Origin of the sequence: Micromonospora sp. GCM10011541, assembly GCF_042650725.1 — a bacterium.
Taxonomy (GTDB): domain Bacteria; phylum Actinomycetota; class Actinomycetes; order Mycobacteriales; family Micromonosporaceae; genus Micromonospora; species Micromonospora sicca.
This window is the reverse complement of the sequence record NZ_JBHSBP010000012.1, coordinates 253,803-276,608: the sequence shown is the minus strand read 5'-3', so window position 1 is coordinate 276,608 and position 22,806 is coordinate 253,803. Positions and strand designations below refer to the sequence as shown.

At 69.5% G+C, this 22,806-nt stretch carries 12 protein-coding genes; 3 read left to right on the top strand and 9 right to left on the bottom strand.

Features of this window, described 5'->3' with window-relative positions:
* Positions 1–11: 11 nt before the first annotated feature.
* From ACFOYX_RS08105 to ACFOYX_RS08065, 9 genes are all read right to left on the bottom strand, one after another.
* Entirely contained in the window at positions 12–2,063 is a 2,052-nt protein-coding gene (locus ACFOYX_RS08105; RefSeq protein ID WP_322440212.1) for a bifunctional aldolase/short-chain dehydrogenase, read from the bottom strand.
* A gap of 63 nt (positions 2,064–2,126) precedes the next feature.
* Positions 2,127–3,293, bottom strand: coding sequence for an L-rhamnose isomerase (gene rhaI / locus ACFOYX_RS08100; RefSeq protein ID WP_322440213.1), 1,167 nt, complete (start codon positions 3,291–3,293; stop codon positions 2,127–2,129).
* An 86-nt stretch (positions 3,294–3,379) separates the two neighbouring features.
* Positions 3,380–5,524 (bottom strand): family 43 glycosylhydrolase, encoded by a 2,145-nt coding sequence (locus ACFOYX_RS08095; protein WP_322440214.1) that lies wholly within the window; start codon positions 5,522–5,524, stop codon positions 3,380–3,382.
* A gap of 111 nt (positions 5,525–5,635) precedes the next feature.
* Complete coding sequence (locus tag ACFOYX_RS08090) at positions 5,636–7,765, bottom strand: family 43 glycosylhydrolase (protein WP_322440215.1); 2,130 nt, start codon at positions 7,763–7,765, stop codon at positions 5,636–5,638.
* A 50-nt stretch (positions 7,766–7,815) separates the two neighbouring features.
* Positions 7,816–9,048 (bottom strand): glycoside hydrolase family 99-like domain-containing protein, encoded by a 1,233-nt coding sequence (locus ACFOYX_RS08085; protein WP_322440216.1) that lies wholly within the window; start codon positions 9,046–9,048, stop codon positions 7,816–7,818.
* Between the two features lie 174 nt (positions 9,049–9,222).
* Positions 9,223–10,212, bottom strand: a complete 990-nt coding sequence (locus ACFOYX_RS08080) for a substrate-binding domain-containing protein (RefSeq protein ID WP_322440217.1) — start codon at positions 10,210–10,212, stop codon at positions 9,223–9,225.
* A 114-nt stretch (positions 10,213–10,326) separates the two neighbouring features.
* A complete protein-coding gene (locus ACFOYX_RS08075; protein WP_322440218.1) occupies positions 10,327–11,412 on the bottom strand; it encodes an ABC transporter permease in 1,086 nt (361 codons plus the stop codon).
* Positions 11,402–12,403, bottom strand: a complete 1,002-nt coding sequence (locus ACFOYX_RS08070) for an ABC transporter permease (RefSeq protein ID WP_322440219.1) — start codon at positions 12,401–12,403, stop codon at positions 11,402–11,404. Before ACFOYX_RS08070 ends, ACFOYX_RS08075 begins: the two co-directional genes overlap by 11 nt.
* On the bottom strand, positions 12,400–13,938 hold the full coding sequence (locus ACFOYX_RS08065; protein WP_322440220.1) for a sugar ABC transporter ATP-binding protein: 1,539 nt from the start codon (positions 13,936–13,938) through the stop codon (positions 12,400–12,402). Before ACFOYX_RS08065 ends, ACFOYX_RS08070 begins: the two co-directional genes overlap by 4 nt.
* Positions 13,939–14,150: 212 nt before the next feature.
* On the opposite strand from ACFOYX_RS08065, the gene ACFOYX_RS08060 reads away from it, so the two are divergent.
* The 3 genes from ACFOYX_RS08060 to ACFOYX_RS08050 all read left to right on the top strand — a co-directional run bounded on the left by ACFOYX_RS08060 (position 14,151) and on the right by ACFOYX_RS08050 (position 22,795).
* The gene (locus ACFOYX_RS08060; RefSeq protein WP_236647935.1) at positions 14,151–15,233 is read left to right on the top strand and encodes a LacI family DNA-binding transcriptional regulator; all 1,083 of its coding nucleotides are present in this window, start codon (positions 14,151–14,153) and stop codon (positions 15,231–15,233) included.
* 205 nt (positions 15,234–15,438) lie between these two features.
* A complete protein-coding gene (locus tag ACFOYX_RS08055; protein ID WP_322440221.1) occupies positions 15,439–19,128 on the top strand; it encodes an alpha-glucuronidase family glycosyl hydrolase in 3,690 nt (1,229 codons plus the stop codon).
* A gap of 100 nt (positions 19,129–19,228) precedes the next feature.
* A complete protein-coding gene (locus tag ACFOYX_RS08050; protein ID WP_322440222.1) occupies positions 19,229–22,795 on the top strand; it encodes an alpha-glucuronidase family glycosyl hydrolase in 3,567 nt (1,188 codons plus the stop codon).
* The last annotated feature ends 11 nt before the right edge of the window (positions 22,796–22,806 follow it).

The following is a 22,806-nucleotide window of genomic DNA, read 5'->3' as shown; positions in this document are numbered from 1 at the left end:
CCAACAAGCGATCAGCGGAGGAACGCCGCCGCCACGCCAGCGTCGACGGGGATGTGCAGGCCGGTGGTCAGGGACAGGTCGCCGCCGGTCAGCGCGAACACCGCCGCCGCCACGTGCTCCGGCAGCACCTCCCGCTTGAGCAACGTCCGGCCGGCGTAGTACTCGCCGAGCTTCTCCTCGGGCACCCCGTAGACCGCGGCTCGCTGGGCGCCCCAGCCGCCGGCGAAGATCCCCGAACCGCGCACCACGCCGTCCGGGTTGACGCCGTTGACCCGGATGCGGTGTGCGCCCAGCTCGGCCGCGAGCAGCCGCACCTGGTGCGCCTGGTCGGCCTTTGCCGCGCCGTACGCGACGTTGTTGGGGCCGGCGAAGACGGCGTTCTTGCTGGCGATGTAGACGATGTCGCCGCCCATCCCCTGATCGATCATGACCTTCGCGGCGGCCTTGGCGACCAGGAACGAACCGCGGGCCATGACCCGGTGCTGCAGGTCCCAATCGGCCTCGTCGGTCTCCAACAGCGGTTTGGAGATCGACAGGCCGGCGTTGTTCACGACCAGGTCGACCCCGCCGAACGCCAGCGCGGCGGCCTCGAACGCCACGTCGATCTGGTCGGCGTCGGCGACGTCCATGCGCACCGACACGGCGACGTCCGCGCCCATGCCGTCCCGGATCTCGGCGACGACCGCCGACGCGGCATCCTCGTTCAGGTCGGCGACCACCACGCAGGCGCCCTCCGCGGCCAGTCGCGTCGCGATCGCCTTGCCGATGCCCGAGCCTGCCCCGGTTACCAGCGCGACGCGCGTCGCCAGTGGCTTCGGCGCAGGCAACCGGCGGAGCTTGGCCTCCTCCAACTCCCAGTACTCGATCCGGAACTTCTCCGACTCCGGAATCGGGGCATACGTGGAGATCGCCTCGGCGCCGCGCATCACGTTGATCGCGTTGAGGTAGAACTCGCCGGCGACCCGCGCCGTCTGCTTGTCCTTGCCGAAGGAGAACATGCCGACGCCGGGCACCAGGACGATGGCCGGGTCGGCGCCGCGCATCGGCGGGGACTCCACGGTCGCGTGCCGCGAGTAGTACGCCTGGTACTCCACCCGGTAGCCGGTGTGCAGCTCACGAAGGCGCGCGATCACGTCCTCCAGCGGCGCGGTCGCCGGCAGGTCGACCACGAGCGGGCGCACCTTGGTCCGCAGGAAGTGATCCGGGCAGGAGGTGCCGAGCGCGACCAGCGCCGGATGCTTTTCCCGGGCCAGGAAATCGAGCACCGGGTCGGCGTCGGTGAAGTGCCCCACCTGGGCCGCGTCGGTCGAGGCGAGCCCCCGGATGACCGGGGCGAGCGCGGCCGCGCGGGCCCGCCGCTGGGCCTCGGGCAACGGCCCGTACCCCTCCAGCAGCGCGCCGAACGGCTCGGCCGCTCCCCGGGCGTCGATGAACGCCTGCGCGCTCCGGATGATCTCCAGCGACCTGGCCTCGCACTCCGGCGAGGTGTCGCCCCACGCGGTGATGCCGTGCCCGCCCAGAATCACACCGATCGCCTGCGGGTTCTCCGCCTTGATCTTCGCGATGTCGAGCCCTAGTTGGAACCCGGGGCGGCGCCACGGCACCCAGACCACGCGGTCGCCGAAGCACTCCTTGGTGAGCGCCTCACCCTCGGCGGCGCTGGCGAACGCGATGCCCGCGTCGGGGTGCAGGTGGTCGACGTGGGCGGCTTCGACCAGGCCGTGCATGGCGGTGTCGATCGACGGGGCCGCACCACCCTTTCCGTGCAGGCAGTAGTCGAAGGCAGACACCATCTCGTCCTCGCGGTCGACGCCGGGGTAGACGTCGACGAGCGCGCGCAGGCGATCCAGCCGCAGGACGGCCAGACCCGCCTCGGTGAGCGTGCCGAGGTCACCGCCGGACCCCTTCACCCACATCAGCTCGGCGTTCTCCCGGGTGACCGGGTCGGTCGCGGTCGCCTTGCAGGAGGCGTTGCCGCCGGCGTAGTTCGTGTTCCGCGGATCGGCGCCGAGACGGTGCGCGCGATCGAGCAGAGCGGCGACGGTCGGGTGGGTCGTACTCATTGTGGCCCTTCTCCGGTCTTCTCTTACGACGGCTGCTGGTGGTGGTAGACGTCGGAACGACTGTCAGGCGCCCCAGCCGGCCTGTGCGCCGCCCTGCCGCTCAGCGACGAGCCGCTCGTGGTGGCCCGACCGTCGGTAGGCGGCGATCGGGTCGGGGTCGATGCCCATCTCCTCGCGCAGTTCGGCGAGGATCGGCCGGACGTCGGTGTTGAACGCGTCCATGAGCGCGGCGTTGGCGCCGAGCACGTCCCCGCTGTCCTGGGCGGCCCGCAGCGCGTCGGAGTCGACCAGCAGCGCCTTGGCCGTGGCCTCCTGGACGTTGAGCACCGACCGGATCATCGCCGGGATCTTCGGCTCGATGTTGTGGCACTGGTCGAGCATGAACGCCACGTCCGCGGCGGGGTCCAGGGCGCCGCCCTGGACGATCTCGTGCATGATCCGGAACAGCTGGAACGGGTCGGCGGCGCCGACCATGAGGTCGTCGTCGGCGTAGAAGCGGCTGTTGAAGTGGAAACCGCCGAGCCGACCGGCGCGCAGCATCAGCGCCACGATGAATTCGATGTTGGTGCCCGGCGCGTGGTGGCCGGTGTCGACGAGCACCTGGGCCCGGTCCCCGAGCTGCAGGCAGTGGGCGTACGACGTTCCCCAGTCGGGAACGTCCATCGTGTAAAACGACGGCTCGAAGAGCTTGTACTCCAGCAGCATTCGCATCGCCCCGGGCATCGCGGCGTAGGTCGCCTCGAGCGCTTCAGCCAGACGGTCCTGGCGGGCCCGGATGCTGTCCTGCCCGGGGTAGTTGGTGCCGTCGGCGAACCACAGGCTGAGGATCGTCGAGCCGGTGGTAGCGCCGATCTCCACGCACTCCAACAGATGGTCCAGCGCCTTGCGGCGGACGATCGGGTCAGGGTTGCAGACGCTGCCGAGTCGGTAGTCGTCCTCCTGGAAGACGTTCGGGTTGATCGCGCCGATCCGGATCCCCGCATCGCCGGCGTGTTTGGTCAGCTCGGCGTAGTCGTCGACGCGGTCCCACGGGATATGCAGGGCGATGCTGGGTGCCACCCCGGTGAAGCGGTGCACGGTCGCGGCGTCGTCGACCTTCTCGTACGCGTTGCGCGGCACCCCTTCCTGGGCGAAGACCTTGAAGCGGGTACCGGAGTTGCCGTACGCCCACGACGGTGTCTCGATCCGCTGCGCCCTCAGGGCGGCCTTTACCGTTGCTGTGTCAGTCATCAGTCGTGCTCCTGATCCATCACTCTCGTCGTGGGCTCTCTCGTCGCGATCCGTGTGTCAGTCAGTCATTGCCGTCTCCCGCCCGATCACGGGGCGGCCTCGACCGTCGTGTCGATGCGCAGGTCGCGGCCGGTCTCCTCGCGCCAAGTGGTGCCACCGTCATTGCTGTAGAGGCCCCCACCGCCCGTGGGGTAGGGGTCGGCGTCGTTGTAGGCCATGCCGTAGCAACCGCGGCTGGCGGCCGAACGGACGACGAGCGCGAACCGGTCCCCCGCCGCCACGTCGAGGCCGACCTCGACGGCGACCCTGGACGGTGACCAGCTCACCGCGGCCGCTGGCACCTCCCGCCGTACGAGCGGCTCGCCCGGCCGTCCGTCGGCGCCGAGCCGGGAGACCTCGAGCACCAACGGCCCGTCGGGATGGCCGGCCTGGAACGTCGTGTAGGAGACGCGCTGTAGCCGTCCAGCCCGTTCCGCGGTGAAGGTCTGTGCCCGCTGGACCCGTCCGGCCACGTCGCAGAATGCCCGGAAGCCGAGGTCACCGGTCGTCACGTCGGTGCCGGCGGGCAGCGCCGGGCCGGCGGTGTCGCGTAGCCCGGCGAGCGGCAGGTTATAGCTGCGGCCGCAGGTGATCGGTTCGATCGACCCGTCGGCCCGGAAGCGCAGCGGCTCCCAGTGGTGCCGGGCCAACGCCTCGTTCGGGGCGCCGTTGTTCCACAGATCGCTCTGGTACAGGTACACGTTGCCCTGTCGGGCGGGCAGCGCGGCGACGTCGGCGGGCTGTCCACCGCACGAGTCGTTGCTGATCTTGATGCCGAGAGGTGGCACGGATGGCCGGTCCCAGGCCGCGAGGTCGCCGGCGAAGTCGTCGGCGAGCAGCACTGTGCCGTCCGGCGCCGTGACCTTGACGTCGTCGAAGCGGGCGCTCTCGTGATCCGAGCCCCCGCTCTCGCGGAAGCCGACCCGTCCCGAGTGGTATGTGCCGTCGGTTGTCTCGTCGATCAGCACCCCGTCGACCCAGGTGCGGATCGTGTTGCCGGTCACCTGGGTACGGACGGCATACGATCGCCCGCCCTCGATCGCCATCGGGGTCTTGACCGTCACCGCGCTCGCGATGCCGCCGCCCCGCCAGACGATCTTGGTGAGGTTGCCACCCGTGGCTCCCGCGTGCGGGTAGTTGCCGAGCAGCCAGGAGTAGCCGTTGCCGGGATCAGACGCCCGGAAGACCCAGCCGGCTTGGGCGTACGAGTGGCCGCCCTGCGAGGCGGTCTGCAGCGGCGTCGTGGTGAACGACAGGTCGTAGTCGGTCCATTGCGCACCCGCCCTGGACAGCCCGATGCCGCCGCCGTCGACCAGCAGGGCGCCACCGGCGAGCTTCCAGCTGTCCTGAGCGGGCGCACCGCTCCACGGGCCGAGCGGCGTCGGCGCGGTGAAGTAGGACGTGCCGGTGGTGCAGTAGCCGCAGTTCGGGTCAGACAGGGTGAGGTAATAGCGCCCGTCGCGCTCGAACATCGACGGCGCCTCGACCCGGGTCAAACCCAACCGGGTATATTCGCCCGTGCCCGTGCGGTAGGTCGCATCGAGCTTCTCGACCACGATGTCGCCGCCCCGGCGCCAGTCCGTGAAAACGAGGTAGGCGGTCCCGTCGCCGTCGACGAAGAGATCATGGTCGCCGTTGTTCAAGCCCGGCGGGACGCCGTCGGTCACGGCGAGGCGCGGGAACGGCTGCTCGACGAACGGGCCGGTCGGTTGATCACTGGTGAAGACGTGGTATCCCACGCCGACGTCGTAGGAGTTGATCCAGAGGACGTACTTCCCGCTCGCCGTGTTGAAGGCGACGTGCGGGCGGTAGCAGCCGTAGGTGTTGCCGTTGCAGCGCTGTTGCCACTGCGTGGTCGAGGCGTCGAAGAGGAGGCCCTCGTCGCGCCAGTGCACCAGATCGGTGGAGCTGTAGGAGGCGAAGCCGCAGAACGGCGCCCCGGGGCGCTGCCACTCGTAGCCGCATCCGTAGCGCGTGCCGTAGAGGTAGTAGCGGTTGCCGAAGCGGCGGATCTCGCCGTCGTGCGCGTCGACCGCGTCCCCGTTCGGGGCGAACCGGATCGTCGACCCGGCCGCGTCCCCGTTCACCACGGTCGTCACCGGCTGCGGCGACTCGGCCGCAGCGGGTGGGGTGGCGACCACGATCGACAGGGCGGCCGCCGCGCTCAGGAGAAGGAGGCGGTGCCGCTTCACGGTCGCCTCGCACAAACCACGCGAATGTCCTGGGTCATCCCACCGTTCCTTCCATCAGGTGGTTGCCTGCTTCGAGCGTTCGAGAGGCGCTGACGCGCCCGTACAGGGGGCTCATGCCGCGGCCGCCGGCACGGTGGCGGTGGCGGATCCAGGGCGCACCGAGGTCTCGAGCTTGAGATCCCGACCCTGTTCGACCCGCCACGACGTGCCGCCGTCGGTACTGACCAGCGCGGCTCCGCCGGTGTACGGGTCGTCGGGCGCGTAGGCCATGCCGTAGCAACCCTTCGTGAGCGTCGGGGCGCTGACGACCACGGCATACGACGTGCCGGCCGTCACCGCGATGTCGGGCGCGACGGCCACCTCTGTGGGAGCCCAGCTCAGGTCGTCGACCTGGCGGGTACCGGTCCAGAGCACCTCACCGGGGGTGCCGTCCGGACGCAGCGTCGTGATCGCCACCGTCAGCGGCCCGTTCGGATGGTTGTCCTGGAAGGAGGTGTAGGCGACGCGGCTGAGCACACCCGAGCGACCGGCGATGAAGGTCTGCGCCCGCCGGAGCGCGCCCTTGGTGTCGCAGAAGGCGCGGAAGCCGGCTGAACCCGTGCTCTGGTCCAGGTCGGCCGGGGCGCGGTCACTGCCCTGCTTGAGCCCCGCGAGCGTCAGGTCGTAGGTCGCGCCGCAGGTCAGGGGCTCGATCGAGCCGTCCGCCCGGAATCGCAGCGGCTCCCAGTAGTGCGTGGCGAGCGCCTCGTTCTGATCACCGTTGTTCCAGCGGTCCGACTGGAAGAGGTACGTGCGACCGCCTGGCGCGGGAAGGACAGCGACATCGGCCGGCTGTCCACCGCAGGAGTCCTCGCTGATCGGGAAGCCACGCTTGCGCGGCTCCAACCCGATCCACTGCGCGGTGTCGCCGGAGAAGCCCTCCTGGAACAGGAGGCTGCCGTCGGGAGCGGCAACGCTGACGTTGTCGAACAGGCCGCTCTCGCCGGTCGTCTCGCGCAGCCCGATCCGGCCCGTGGCGTAGGTGGAGTCGGTGGTCGTGTCCACGAGGACTCCGTTCACCCAGGTGCGGAAGGTCGAGCCGAGCACCTCGGTGCGGACCTGGTAGCGCTGGCCGCCGACGATCGAGAACGGCAGCTTGAGCACGGTTACCTTGGCCGGCTGTCCGTTGACGTAGACGACCTTGGTGAGATTGCCGCCGGTCGCTCCCGGGTGCGGGTAGTTGCCGATCAGCCAGGCATAGCCGTTGCGGGTGTCCTGGGCGCGGAAGAACCATCCGGCCTGGGCGTACGCTCCGCCGCCGCCGGTCTGCAGCGGAGTGACGGACAGATCGAGGGTGTAGTCCGTCCAGTCGAGGCCGGGCTTGCTGACCGCGCCGAGATTGGCCAGCTTCAGCTGCCCGTCGATGATCGGCGCATCACCGCGCATCGCCCCGGTCCAGGGCCCGAGCGGCGAGGGGGCGGTGAGGTACGAAGCGCCGGTGCCGGAGCAGTACGCGCAGTTCGGATCGGAGAGCGTCACGTAGTAGGTCTCGCCGCGCCGGAACAGTGACGGCGCCTCGGTGTTGCGGACCTCGAGCCTCGTGTACGCGCCGGTCCCTGTCGTGTAGGTCTCGTCCAGCCGCTCGACGGCGATGTCATAGCCGTTGCCGGTGAGCGTGTACGCCAGGTAGGCCGACCCGTCGTCGTCGACGAACAAGTCCATGTCGCCGCCGCCGTCGAGCGCCAGCTTCGGCAGGTCCGGCTGTTCCAGGAAGGGCCCTGTCGGAGAGTCGCTGGTCAGCACGTGGAAGTGCACCGGCACCTCGTAGGTGTTGACCCACAGGACGTACTTTCGGCTGGCGGCGTTGTATGCGATGTGCGGGCGATAGCACGACAGCGTCGCGCTGTTGCACCGCGACTGCCATGCGGCAGTGGTGGCGTCGAAGAGCGGGCCTTCGTCGGTCCAGCGGGCGAGGTCCGACGAGGAGTAGACCCGGTAGCCGCACCACGGCGTGGCAGGGCGCTCGAGCCGCACGTAGCCGCAGCCGTAGGTGGTGCCGTAAAGGTAGTACCGGTCCCCGAACCGCTGGATCTCCCCGTCGTGCGCGTCGATTGCGTTCCCGTCCACGTCGAAGCGGATCGTCCCGCCATGCGTGTCGCCGTTGACCACCGTCGTGCTCATCGAGGGAGCGGCACCCGTGCCGGGCGACGCGGCAGCCGGGATCGCGACCGCGGCCAGCGGCAGCCCGAGCGCGGCTGCCACGACCAGGATCCTCGTACGGACGAGAACACGAACCAATGCGCCGCCGGCGCTCATCGTGCTCTCGCCGAGACCGTGCGAAGAGCGTCGAGGTAGGCCATGCCGTGCTCGACGTCGGGCTCGAGGTAGCTGCCCTCCGTCCACTCGTTCCAGGCGTTGATCGCGACAATCTTCAGCTCGTGCTCCGGCTTGGACACGAATTCGCGCGCCGCCTGCAACGCCTGCCGAAATTCACCGGGGGTGTTCTTGGTGAAGACCGGTGTGAAGGGGTAGCCGATGTGCTCGTAGACGTCGGACTGGGCGGTCCGGGGGCTCGGATCCCAGCCCATGCTCACCACCGGGAAGTACGGCGCCTCGAAGTCGCCGTCGAACCGCTTCCAACTGCGCGCGGCGGACTCCCGGACCGTGTCGTACGGCGTGGCGATCTGGGTGAGCAGGTCGTACTCGTGGTGGATCCAGGTGTAATGGGTGGCGCTGTCGAAGCCCAACTCCGCCACCATCGCGTTGATGTCGGGCATCCACTGGTTGACGACGACGTTCAGGTGCAGCTCACCGACGCCGGCGCGAGCCGCTCGCGCCCGCAGGTCATCGAGCGCTGCGCGGGTCGCGGGGCGGCCGCCGAGCCCGGTCTGCAGGGTCCCGATGTCGTAGATCGAGAAGTAGGCCTTACCGCCGACGCGCCAGTAGCGCGGGTGGTGCATGTAGTTGGCGATGACGTGATCCGTGGCGCGCTCGAACCCCGCGCGATCGGTGGCCCCGTGCATGAGGGTGTCGTAGAGGGTGCGACGCTTGGCCGGGTAGAGGTCCCACCAGTCGTGGTTGGCCCACATGAGCGCGAATTTCAGCTCGTCCGCGTTGTCGGCCTTGAGGAAGCCACGGTCCAGGGCGCCGTTGAGGAAGGGGCCGTCGTACCAGTACCAGTCGAAGATGAAGGCGTTGAGGCCGTGGCTGGAAGCGGCGGCGATGCGCCGAGCCATCTGCTCGGGGTCGCTTTCGTCGGTGTAGCCCCACAGCGGCCGCTTCGGCTGCTCATGGCCGGCGAAGCGCGGGCGGGCCGACTTAAGCACCTCCCACTCGCTCCACCCCGGCCCGAACCACTGCTCGTTACGGGGATCGGCGTGCCACTGGGGGAAGTAGTAGGCCACGAACTCGACGCCGGGCTCCTGGGCCTGTGGGGTGGTGGTCTGCGCGGCGGCCGGTCTGCCGACCACGCCGTCGATGGCGAGGGCGCCAGCGCTCGCACCGGCCAGACGGAGGAAGTTCTTGCGGGAGATGGGCGTGCTCACGGGATACCTACCTCGGGGGGATGGGGGGAGGGAGGGGCTACCCGGCGACCGGGGGGCGCGTCAGCGGCGCCACGGGGTCAGGGGCATGGAGCAGCAGGCAGAAATGGCATGTGGGTTCTCTGGGCGCCGTGCGGGGCGGGTGTGGTTCCCGCCCCGCACGGCGCTGGGGCTGGCTCAGCCCGCGAACTGCGCGACGTTGTCCTTGGTCACGAGCGTGACCTTCTGGAACACCTCGCGGTTGGTCTCGTCGTCGTAGGTCAGCTTTCCGCCGTTGACAGCCTGCGCCGCGAGTTCCACGGTCTTGGCGCCCATGCCCGCCGGGTCCTGAGCGATGGTGGCCGACAGCCCGCCCTTGCCGATCGCGGTGACCGCCTCGGGATCGGCGTTGAAGCCAACGGTCACGATGCCCTTGACCGGATCCTTGCCGGCGTCCTTGATCGCGTTGGCGGCCGCGACGCCCATCGGGTCGTTGCAGGCGAAGACGCCGACGACGTCGGGGTCCTTGGCAAGGGCGTCCTTCATGATCTTGTACGCCTCTTCGGCCTTGGAGTTGCCGGAGAGTTCGGTGACAACCTGGAAGCCCTTGTCCTTGATCTGCTGGTCGAACGCCTGGTTACGCCGGGCCGCGTACACGGCCGAGGGCTCGCAGGTGATCGATACGACCTTCTTGCTCTTGGCGCCGTTGGCCGCGACCTGCTGAACCATGTAGTCCGCGGCCTGCTTACCGCCGTCCGCGTTGTCGGAGATCACGATGGCGTCGTACGGGGTCCCGCCCCCGCCGATGTCGTCGATGATGACCGGAATCTTCTTCTGCTTGGCCTTGGCGACGATCGGGCCGAGCGCGTCGGGCTTGAACGGGCTGATGATGAGGACGTCGACGCCCTGGTCGAGCAGCGCCTGGGCGCCGGTCACCATCTCGTTCTCGTCGCTCTTCTCGTCGTGGAGCTTGAACTTCCAGCCCTTTGCCTCGACGGCTTCGCGAGTGCCCTTCTCCATCTTCTGGAAGAACTCGTACTGCATGTCGTAGACGGAGAAGCCGACGGTGACATCGCCGCTGGCTTTGCCGGAGGGTTTGCCGCCCTCGGCGGTCGTTGAGTCCGAACACGCGCTCAGCCCAAGGGCGAGCACCCCGGCGAGGGCCAGAGTGGAGACGGTGGTGCGCACGGTTCCTCCTTTGAAGGTTCCCGCTTGCGTCCCCGCAGCGGGCGGTGCAAGCTGAGACGTTTCAACTGCTGGTAGCGCGTTCTCTTCTGATGTGGACAGGGACGGGAGACGTGGTCAGGGAGCCGGTGCCTCCCGGCGCCGGCGGGGCAGCATTCGGGCGAACGATCCGGCCGCGGCGAACCGCGTCCTGAGCCCGTCGATGGCGAGTGCGGTGATGAGCACGCAGCCGAGCACGACCCGCTGATAGGAGGCGTCGACACCGCGACTGACCAGCAGATCGTTGAGGACGCCGACCAGCAGCACCGCGGAAAACGTGCCGATCAGTGTGCCCTTGCCGCCCTTGAGGCTGGTGCCGCCGAGGACGACCGCCGCGATGACGCGTAGCTCGAACCCGTCCTGCGCGGAGCCGTCGGCGGTCCATACCCGACTGATGTAGGTCAGTGCTGCGATGCCGACACTGACTCCGATGACGACGAAGATGAGCATGCGGATGCGATGCACGGAGATGCCGCAGAACCGTGCGGCCTCCGGCGAGGAGCCGAACGCTACGATCCGGCGCCCGGTGGCGGTGCGACGCAACAGCACCCAGACCGCGCCGTAGCAGGCCAACATGATGAGAAACGGCAACGGGATACCGGCGATGTTGAGCCCGCCGATCTTCACGAAGGGCGACCCGATCTCGCTGTAGGGCAACGTCTTGGGACCGTCCTGGGTGAGGACGTACGCGACGCCGCGGAAGACGAAGAGCATGCCGAGTGTGGCAACGAACGGTGGCACCCGCATGGCCGTCACCAGCGCGCCGTTCACCGCTCCACAGACCATCCCGGTGAGCACCGCGACCAGGGCGGCGAGCCCGGTGCCGCCAGCCGCGTAGCCCATCAGGGTCGTCACCGAGACGAGCGCAAGCTGACCACCGACCGACAGGTCGAAGGTGCCGTTCATCACCGCGAGCGTCATCGCCGCGGCGACGATCCCCAGGTAGGCGCTTTCACGCAGCACCGATTGGAGGTTGGCGACGGTCAGGAAGTCCGACGACAGCAGCGGCGAGGCGGCCAGCAGAACGACGAGGACCGCGGTGATCCCCCAGGTCTCCCAGAGCGTGCCGATGCTGTGCTGCCGGGCCCAGCGGCGCTGGGTCTCGGTGGTCGGGGCGGGGGCCTGGGCGCCGGGAGCCGGCGGCAGGGCGGTGTCAGACGTCATCGAGGGCCTCCGCGGGGGCGTTGCGGCGCAGGGCCTGGATCGTCAGGGCGACGACGAGCAGCAGGCCGATGCTGATGCGCTGGTAGGCGGGTGGGGTGTTGAGCAGGTTGAGACCGTTGCGAATCGTCTCGATGAGCACCGCCCCGAGCAGCGTGCCGACGACCGACGCGCGTCCGCCGAGCAGGCTGGTGCCGCCGATCACCACGATCGTGATCGCGTCGAGTTCGAATCCGAGGCCGAGCTGCCCCGAACCCTTCTGCAACTGGCTCGAGATGAGCAGGCCCCAGATGCCCCCGGCGACGCCGACGATCACGTAGACGGTGGTCCGTACCCGGTCGACGGGCAGGCCGGACATGCGCGCGGCCTCCCGGTTCGAGCCGATCGCGCACACCCACCGTCCGAAGCGGGTGCGGTTGACCACCCACCATGCGGCGAGCGCCGTCACCGCGGTGAGTACCACCGGCATCGGTACGCCGAAGACACGTCCGGCGGCGAGGAACTTCAGGGTGGACGAGCTGACGATGGCGTCCCGGCCGCCGGTGTAGGCGAGGGAGACACCACGGACGATGACCAGCGTCGCCAGGGTCGCGATGAACGGGGTCACGCCGAGCTTCGTCACGACGAGGCCGTTGAGCAGTCCCACCGCCGCGCCGACGAGCAGGCCGACCACCATGGCCAGGCCCGCGGGGTGACCGCCCACGATCCAGGTGCACGTGACCGCGCCGGTCAGCGACACCGTCGAGCCGACGGACAGGTCGAACTCTCCCATCGCGATGCACAGCGTCATCGCCAACCCGGGAATCGCAACGATCCCGGCGGCGACCACCACGTTGGTGAGGTTGTCGACGCTGAGGAACCGGTCAGTCGCCACGGTGAGGACGACAGCGATGAGCACGAGCGGCACCGCCAGCGGTGCATTCTCGATCGCCCGGCTGAGGCGGGCCCGCGGGTCGGCCGCGCGGACGGCCCGCTCGGGGGCGGCGGTGGTCATGCGGCCACTCCGATCCGGCGACCCGTGGTCGCGCAGGCGACGACATTTTCCTCGGTGCGGTCCTGGCCCTCGAGCACCCCCACGACGCGTCCTCTGGAGAGCACCACGACACGGTCGCTCGTACCGAGCAGCTCCGGCAGGTCGCTGCTGACCATGATGACCGCCGCTCCCGCGGCGGTGAGCTCGTTGATGAGCGCGTGGATCTCGGCCTTGGCGCCGATGTCCACGCCGCGGGTGGGCTCGTTGAGGACGAGGACCCGCCCGCCCGGCGCGAGCGCCCGGGCCAGCAGCACCTTTTGCTGGTTGCCACCGGAGAGCTCGCTGATGAGCTGCTCGGGCCCGGTCGCGCGCACCCGCAGCCGGCTGCCGTACTCGGTGTAGGTGCGCTCCTCCGCCCGTCTGGAGAGTAGGCGGGCAAACCCGTGGCGGAGCCGGTCCAGCACCGTCACCGTGAGGTTCTGGCGCACCGACAGGTCGGGCAGGATGCCTGCATGCTTGCGGTCCTCATGGAGGAAGCCGACACCCGCCGCCAGCGCATCCGCCGGGGTCGACGGAGCGAAGCGCTGACCGTCGAGTTCCATGTGCCCCGCGCGGAGCGGCAGCGCGCCGAAGACCGCCTGCGTGAGCTCGGCCTGACCGGCACCCGCCACGCCCCCGATGCCGACGACCTCCCCCGCCCGTACGTCGAGGCTGACATTGCGCAGGTGCCGGCCGGCGCTCACGCTGTCGAGGCGCAGGACGACCCTTCCCTCCGCCACCGCCTCACGGTGGAAGACCGAATCGATGTCCCGCCCGACCATGAGTCGGACCAGCTTGTCCTCGTCGGTGGCCGCGATGTCGAGGGTGCGGACGAAGCGCCCGTCGCGAAGGATCGTCGCTCGGTCGGCAACGGCGAACACCTCCTCCAGCCGGTGGCTCACGTAGACCACCGAGCGGCCCTCGTCGCGGAGACGGCGGACCACATCGAGCAGCCGCTCGACTTCCTCCTTGGACAGTGCTGCGGTCGGCTCGTCCATGACGATGACCTGACCGTCGGCGCCGAGTGCCTTGGCGATTTCGACGAGCTGCTGCTCGGAGACGCTGAGATCGGCGACCCGGGCATCGGGGTCGATGTTGACCCCGAGGATGCCGAACAGTTCCCGGCAGCCGGCACGCATCTGGCCGTACCGGATCCCGCGGGACCAGCGGGAGTGCGGCTCGCGTCCCGCGTACACGTTCTCCGCGACCGTGAGATCGGGGAAGAGGGTGAACTCCTGGTAGATCACGGCGATGCCGTGGGCGTGCGCATCACTGGGCCGTCGCGGCGCGTACACCTCGCCGCGTAGCCGGACGGTGCCGGCGCTGGGTGTGTAGACCCCGCCGAGGACCTTCAACAGGGTCGACTTGCCGGCGCCGTTCTCCCCGACCAGGGCATGCACTTCGCCGGCGCGGATGTCGAGGTCGACTCCGTCGAGCGCGCGCACCCCCGGAAACTCGACGGTGAGGCCGGAGACCTCCAGCACGGGAGCCTGGGCGGTGTCCACTGAAGGGCTCATTCGGCGGGCTCCAACCAACGATGTGGGGTGGTGGTGAATCGTTTCAACGACCGCTACGCTGTGAAGCTAGAGCCGACCTCCGGCACGTGTCAAGAGTCACAACGTCATCGCTCTGACATCGACTCGAAACGGGGGCGTCACTTGATCAGCACATTTGAATCAACGCCAAGGGTCGGCCCGGCAACGGCAGGCGCTGACGAGACGAGGACGACGTGAACCGACCGCCAGTGAGCATCCGTGACGTCGCGAGCATGGCCGGCGTCTCCGTCGGCACGGTCTCCAACGTCCTCAACCGTCCCGACATCGTCGCCGACGTCACCCGCCGGCGGGTGCTCGACGCGATCCGCGATCTCGGTTTCGTCCGCAACGAGTCCGCCCGACACCTGCGCGCCGGTCACAGCCGCACGATAGGGCTTGTCGTCCTCGACGTCGCCAACCCGTTCTTCACCGACGTCGCACGCGGTGTGGAAGACAGCGCCAACGATGCGGGTCTCGCGGTCATCCTCTGCAACAGCGACGACGACCCCGCCAAGGAGTCCCGCTACCTGGACCTGCTCGAAGAGCAGCGGGTGCAGGGAATCCTGATCACCCCCGTGACCACGACCACTCACCGGTTGGAGCATCTACGCGAGCGCGGCACTCCCATCGTGCTGCTCGACCGCCGGGCGACCGACGACACGCAATGCTCCGTCGCCGTCAACGACGTCCTCGGCGGCGAACTCGCGGTGAGACACCTGCTCGCGCAGGGGCACAAGCACCTCGCGTTCGTCGGCGGACCCTTCACGATCCGCCAGGTGCAGGAGCGGCAACAGGGCGCCCTCCAGGCGATGCGGGCCGCCGGCCGGGACCCGGGCGAGCTGCACATCGTCGAAACCAGCGCCCTCAACGTCGCCGCCGGCCGGGACGCCGCCGCCCGCCTCGCCGGGGCGATGCCCAGACCGACCGCGGTGTTCTGCGCCAACGACCTGCTCGCTCTCGGCGTACTTCAGGAGATGACCCGCCGCGGCGTGCGGATTCCGCACGACGTGGCGATCGTCGGCTACGACGACATCGACTTCGCCGCCGCCGCCGCAGTGCCACTCACCTCGGTTCGCCAGCCCCGGCATCTGCTCGGACGGACCGCCGCGGAGCTGCTCATCGAGGAGGCGACCGAGGACAGCAGCCACCAGCACCGGCAGGTTGTCTTCGATCCGGAGCTGGTCGTACGGGATTCGAGCGACCGGACGATCGGCCGGCGGCCGCGGCACCGCCGGCCCAGCCCGGAGGGCGCGGCCGCCACTCCGCACCCCGCCTGACGGCCAAGAGTGCGGTGGCACCGGCCACGTGCGTTATCCGACCGCCCGCGCCACGGCGTATCGACGACGACTGAAACAAGTTTCAGCTACGAAACACGTTGACCCTCTGCCACGCGTCTGGTGTGGTCTGAACATCGCAAACGGTTTCAGACTGCTTGCAGTAGCTCTTCCTCTCCCCTGCCAGCACCTGCTGAAGGAGGGCCGCATGCCGGGCATATCGCGTCGGGCGCTGTTGAAGGCCGGCGGCGGAGGCGTCCTCAGCGCCTACCTGTTGGCCGCGGAGGCGCAGACGAGACCCGCCTACGCCAGCCCCGTCGAGGATCAGTTGCCACTCGAGGACGGCTATCGGTTATGGCTGCGGTATCAGCCCGTCGCTCATCGTGAACGCCGACTCGAGTACGAGCGGGCGTTCACTCAGATCGTCCGCCAGGGCGAAACACCGGTGCTGCGGGCTGCGGAATCGGAGCTGGTTCGCGGCCTGGCGGGGCTGCTGGCCCGGAGCGTCCCGGCAACATCCGCACCAACCCGGCCGGGGGCCGTCGTGCTGGGTACGCCGGAGAGCTCGCCAATGATCCGGTCCGCGATACCCGCCGATGAGCTGGCCGAGCTGGGCCCTGAGGGATATGTGCTGCGGCGGATCGGCCTGGGCGGCGAGGATGTCACCGTCGTGGCCAGCGCCGGCGAGCGTGGCGTTCTGTACGGAGCCTTCCATCTCTTGCGGCTGCTCCAGACCGAGCAGCCGATCGGCCGGCTGGACGTGCGGGATCGGCCGGCGAGCCCGCTACGCCTGATCAACCACTGGGACAACCTGAACCGGTCGGTGGAGCGCGGGTACGCCGGCCGCTCGATCTTCAACTGGGACGGGCTCCCGACGCTGGATCCGCGCTACACCGACTACGCGCGAGCGCTCGCCTCGGTCGGGATCAACGGCACGGTCGTCAACAACGTCAACGCGGACGCGCGGTTCCTGGCCTCGAACCGCCTTCCGGGCCTGGCAGCCCTGGCCGGGCTGCTCCGCGAGTGGGGCATCACCTTCTACCTCTCCGCCAACTACGCGAGCCCCATCATCTTCACGGCGGACGACGCTGACCCGATCAGGACCGCCGACCCCGCTGACGCCCGCGTCCAGGCATGGTGGCGGGCCAAGGTGGCCGAGATCTACGACGCGATACCCGACTTCGGCGGGTTCCTGGTCAAGGCCAACTCCGAAGGTCAGCCCGGCCCGCTGGACTACGGACGCACCCACGCCGAAGGCGCCAACATGCTCGCCGGCCTCGTTGCGCCACACCGCGGCATCATCATCTGGCGGTCGTTCGTCCACGAGGGGTTCGGCGACTGGGCCGAGTACCAGCACCGGGTCTTCGCACCGCTGGACGGCGACTTCGCCGACAACGTCGCGGTCCAGACCAAGAACGGGCCGATCGACTTCCAGGTCCGAGAACCGGTGAATCCGCTGTTCGGTGCGCTACCGGAGACGAACCAGATGATCGAGCTGCAGATCACCCAGGAGTACACGGGCCACGCCACTCATCTGTGTTACCTGGTTCCGCAGTGGAAGGAGGTCCTCGACTTCGACACCCGCATGCAGGGGCCCGGCAGCACCGTGGCCCGGATCGTCGACGGCAGCGCGTACGGCCAGACGAACGTCGGCTTCGCCGGGGTGGTGAACTTCGGTGACGACCGGGACTGGACCGGCTATCAACTGGGGGCCGCCAATACCCACGGCTACGCCCGACTCGCCTGGAACCCGCGGCTCGACGCGAAGGAGATCGCGCGGGAGTGGGTGCGGATGACCTTCGGGACGTACCCGCCCCTGGTCGCGGCTCTCACCGACATGCTGCTCGGGTCATGGCGCACGTACGAGGAATACACGTCGCCGCTCGGCATCGGCTATCTCACCTACCCGCTCGGCGCGCACTTCGATCCGGACCCCCGGTCGACGCTCAACCTGTCCCACTACACCGACGCGACCGGCACCGGCTTCGACCGGACGACGGCGACCGGCACCGGGTACACCGCCCTCTACCACAAACACTGGGCCGACACCTACGAGTCGCTGGCCTCGGTCCCGGACGAACTCCTGCTCTTCATGCACAGGGTTCCGTACACGCACAAGCTGCAGTCCGGCAGGACGGTGATTCAGCACATCTACGACAGCCACTTCGATGGTCTCCGTCGAGCCCTCAAGCAGCGGGATACCTGGCTGCGGATCGCCCCCTACGTCGACCCGCAGCGACACGCCGACGTACGGAAGACGTTCGACGACCAGATGGCACATGCGAGGCTGTGGCGCGACACCGTCGTGTCGTTCTTCTTCAGCTACAGCAGGATCCTCGACGAGCGCCGCGGCTGGCTGCAGGCGGATCTCAGCGGAGCGTCGGCCGTGCTCTTCGGCGGGTGGCCCAACCGGTTGCCCGTCGAGATCGGCAACGCGACCGGCCAACACCTCACCGTCCGCTCAACCGTGGTGGTTCCAGGCGACGACTGGAAAGCGTCGCCCGGCGAGCGGGTCGTCCCGTCCACCGACTTCGCGACGCTGAAGCCGCCGGTGCAGCCGCCCCTCACCCCGGACCTCCTCACCCTGGACCTCGCCGTCGAGCCCACCGCACTGGAAACGCTCGGCAACACGGGCAAGCTCTTCGTGGTGACTCCGGCGGCCAGGCGATGCCTGCTTGCGCTCGACGCCGGCTCGTCCAGCAGCCCGCTTGTCCGCGACTACCAGCGGCTGACGCCGGCAACCGCGTGGGATCCGAAGCGTGGGTTTGGCTGGGTCGGGGGCGCTCCCCAGGATCGTGACCGGGGAGGAGCGTGGGACGCGCTGCGGCGCGACTTCTGCGGCGACTACCCGGCCCGTACGCTCAGGATCGCGATCCCGGCCGGGCGGCACGACGTCGCAGTCCTCGTCGGGGACGGCGGGCCCGACTCCTACCCGACCTTTATCGCTGCCGACGGACAGCGGGTGGCCGAGAGCCCGCAACTCCCCGGCGGGTCGTTCGCCTGGGTCCGGTTCCCGCTGGACGGCGGCGCGAGCGGTCGCACTGTCGACCTGACGTTCGACAGCGTTCCCGACCAGTTCTGGCATCTGTGTGCGCTCGTCATCGTCGATCCCGCCTCGGTCCTGCCCCCGGCCGTGCTGACCGACGTCGAGGCCGAACTGGCCTGGCTGGGTGGCCGGCCGGCAGAGGTCGCCGTGTCGGTGGCCAACACCGGCAACGAGCCCGTTCCGGTCACGATCGAGATCGACGTGCCGGGTGGTTGGGCGACCGAACCGCTGTCCTGTGTGCTGCCCGCCGGCAGGGAGGAGACCGTGCGGGTCAAGGTCACGCCGCCACTGGTCCCCACGATCGCGACCATACGCGTCCGGGTGACCTCCGAGGCAGAGGTAGGAGACGGCGAGCGGTCCCTGTCCGTGGTCGCGGTGCCACCCGGCGACGCGGTGCCCCTCGCGCTGGACGCCGGCAGTTCGGCGAGCCCCGTACTGGCCACGTACCAGCGCCTGGCACCCGACGACGCCTGGGACCCGGCCCGCGGATACGGCTGGGTCGGCCGGACGCCTGACTTCCGCGACCGCAATCTCCTCGACGATCTCCGGCGCGACCTCACGCTCGGACGGGACGCACCGTACGTGCTACGGGTCGCGGTGCCGCCCGGCGTACACCAGGTGCACGTGCTGACAGGCGATGCCTTCGCGCCTTCGGGAACGACGACGATCCGCGAGAACTCCCAGGATCTCGGCTCCTCCGGCGCGGAGATCATCCCGCAGGGGCAGTTCCGCTGGTTCACGTTCCGGCTGGACGGCGGCGCGGACGGCCGGACCGCCGACCTGGAACTAATCGGCTCCCAGCGGGACGGCTACTGGCGGCTGGTGGCGCTCGTCCTGCAGCGGGCCGAGTGATGAGGGCGACCGGTCGCCGGCTCAACGCCTGCCCATCGCATCCAGCCGCGTCAGAGCGCGCGACGACGGCCTTGAGGAAGGACCTAGACGAGGAGAGGCGATGTCGGGACTGACCAGGCGACAGCTGTTGACGGCAGGCGCCGGAGCCGTGGCCGGCGCGTGGCTGCTGCCCTCGCAGGCGCTGGCGGCGCAAGCCCAGCCGGCGAAACTGCCCCAGCTCGATCCGGCCGAGGACGGGTACGAGCTTTGGTTGCGGTATCGGCCGGTGGGAAACCCGGGCCGACGTACGGAATACACCCTGGCGTTCACGCACGTCGTACGGCAGGGCAAGTCGCCGGTGCTGCAATCCGCGGCGGCGGAGCTGACGCGGGGCCTCAGCGGACTGCTGGACCGCGACATCCCGACCGCGGACCAGCCGTCCGAGCGGGGTGCCGTGGTGCTGGGCACCCCGAGCAGCTCCGCCCTGGTGCGCGATCTGCTGCCCGCCGGGGAGCTTGACGAGTTCGGTCCGGAGGGCTTCGTGCTGCGTCGGGTCCGCGGCGGCGGCAAGGACATCGTGGTGGTGGCGAGCACGGGAGACCGCGGCGTGCTCTACGGCGCATTCCACCTTCTGCGGCTGCTGCAGACCGAGCAGCCGGTCGAGCGGCTGGACGTCCGGGACCGGCCGACGAACCCGCTGCGGGTGCTCAACCACTGGGACAACATCAACGACACCGTCGAGCGCGGGTATTCCGGCGGATCGATCTTCCAGTGGTCCGTGCCCGGCCTGTCACCGCTGGTCGGCGACTATGCGCGGTATCTGGCGTCGCTGGGAATCAACCGGACGGTGGTCAACAACGTCAACGCGAACCCGCAGTTCCTGACGGCGAAAATGCTGGACGAGGTGGCCGCAGTGGCCGACGCAATGCGGCCGTGGGGCGTGACCCTGATGCTCTCGGCCAACTTCGCCAGCCCGATCGTCCTCGACCGGCTGCCGACCGCCGACCCGCTCGAGCCCCGCGTCAAGGCCTGGTGGCGCGACAAGGCCGCGGAGGTGTACGGGAAGATTCCGGACTTCGGCGGGTTCCTCGTGAAGGCCAACTCCGAGGGGCAGCCGGGTCCGACCGAGTACGGCCGCACGCACGCGGACGGCGCCAACGTGATAGCCGAAGCCGTCGCACCGCACGGCGGCTTGGTCATCTGGCGGGCGTTCGTGTACGACCTGAGCGACGGGGACGTCTCCACCGACGCCTACCGCACCTTCCTTCCCCTGGACGGCCGCTTCGCAGACAACGCCGTGGTGCAGGCGAAGTACGGCCCGGTCGACTTCCACGTCCGCGAGCCCGTGCACCCGCTCTTCGGGGCCATGCCCCGCACCAACATGACCCTTGAGCTGCAGGTCACCCAGGAGCACACCGGCCACGCCACCCACCTGTGCTACCTCGTGCCGTGGTGGAAGAGCGTCCTGGCCTTCGACACGTACGCCAAGGGAGCCGGGACGACGGTGGCGCGCGTCGTAGGCGGGTCGGCCTTCGGGTCGGTCCACGGCGGGCTGGCCGGCGTCTCCAACTTCGGCGACGACCGGAACTGGACGGGCCACCACCTCGCGGGCGCAAACGCGTACGGCTATGGGCGCCTCGCCTGGGATCCCAGCCTCTCCGCGGAACAGATCACCGACGAGTGGATCCGGATGACGTTCGGCTCGCACCCGCAGTTGGTCAAGCCGCTGACCGCGATGCTGCTCGGGTCGTGGGCGACGTTCGAGGACTACACGTCGCCGCTGGGCGTCGGGAACCTGGTCGCCGGCAACGGCGACCACTACAACCCCGACCCGGCGAGCGCGCAGATCGCCGACGGTACTTCTGTGGGGTTTGACCGGACGGTCGCGACCGGCACCGGGTTCACCGGCCTCTACCGCGAGCCGTGGAACCAGATCTACGAGTCCCTCGAGTCCGTGCCCGACGAGTTGCTGCTGTTCATGCACCGCGTGCCGTACGCCCACCGGCTGCACTCGGGCAAGACCGTGGCCCAACACATCTACGACACCCACTTCGAGGGGCTCGCGGCAGCCGCTGGCGAACACCGCACGTGGGACGGCGTCGAACCATGGGTGGGCAGCCGGCGGCACGCGGAGGTGGCGGAGCGTTTCGTTGCGCAGATCGCCCATGCCACGCTGTGGCGGGACACCATCGTCGCCTACTTCTTCCGGCTGAGCCGGTTGCTCGACGAACGCCGTTCGTGGGTGCAGGTCAAGCTCGCCGATCCGGGCGCGGAGCTGGTTCTGGGCGGGTGGCCGAACCGCCTTCCGGTGGAGATCGGCAATGCCTCGCCGGGTCCGCTCGAGGTCACGGCGCGGGTGAACACCCCCGCCGGCTGGACAGCCCAAGCGGCGACCAGGGCGATCGAGTCCCGGCAGTTCGAGGTGGTCGACCTGCCGGTGATCCCACCCATGGTCGGGGCGATCGTCTCCGTCAGCGCCGACGTGCAGGCGGGTGGTCTGCCCGTCCTCGGAGGTACTAACACGTCCCTGGTCGTGGCGCCGGTCGGCCGGAGGTGCGTACGCGCCCTCGACGCCGGCTCCAAGTCCAGCCCACTGCTGCCCGGCTACGCCGGGTTGAGCCCGGAGACCGCCTGGGACGCGCAGCGCGGCTTCGGCTGGGTGGGCACCCCACCTCAGCAGCGCGACCGCGGATCGGCCCTCGACGCGTTGCGGCGCGACTTCTGCGCCGACGTCCCCACCCGCACCCTGCGCATCGCCGTCCCGCCGGGCTCGTATCCGACGTACCTGCTCGTCGGCGATGTCGTCCGCTCACAGCCGACCATCGTCAGCGTCAACGGGGTTGAGCTGGCCCGCAGCCGGGTGCTCGCGGGCAACGAGTTCGATTGGTTGACCTTCACACTCGACGGCGGGCCGTCCGGCAAGACGGTGGACCTCCGCCTGTCGGGCATCCCCGGCGAGTACTGGCACCTGAACGCGCTCGCCATGGTGGATCCGGATTCGGTCCTGCCCCCGGTCGTGGTGGCGGGTGCCTCCGCGCACGACGTGCTCACGCTGCCCGCGGAGCCGGCCACGGTGGTGTTCACCTTGCAGAACATCACCGACGCCGACTCGGTCGTCCGGCCGGCGGTGAGCGCCAGCCAGGGCTATCGGGTGACGGTGCAGTCCGAGCAGGCGACCGTGCCCGCCGGCGGTTCGCTCGAGGTCCCGGTGACGGTCGTGCGGGATCGCGGCGCGCCGGACGGCACGCTGACCTTCGAGGTGGGCGGCGAGTCCCTGACGGTGGCCCTGCTGGCGACCGACAACTGGGTGCGGGTCGCCACGATGTCCGCGTCGAGCACGCACGCGAGTTCCTCGCCGTCGCTGGCGAACAACGGGAACACCGACTCCGAGCAGTGGCTCAACGGTGCGGGCGGCTGGAACGACGGCACGGCCGGCGAGTTCCCCGATTCGCTCACCGCCACCTGGGAGCGTCCGGTGCGGCTCGGGCGGGTAAAGGTCTTCACGCTGGACAGCCGGCAGTACCCGGCGGCCAGCTGGGGCCTGCGTGACTACGAGGTTCAGCTGCAGGTCGATGGGGTCTGGCAGACGGCGGCGGAGGTGCGGGGCAACACGGCGGGCGTCGTCGAGTCGACGTTCTCGGGCAACGACGGCGAGCGCAGTGCGAATCATCGTTCACGACACCAATGACCACGGGTACA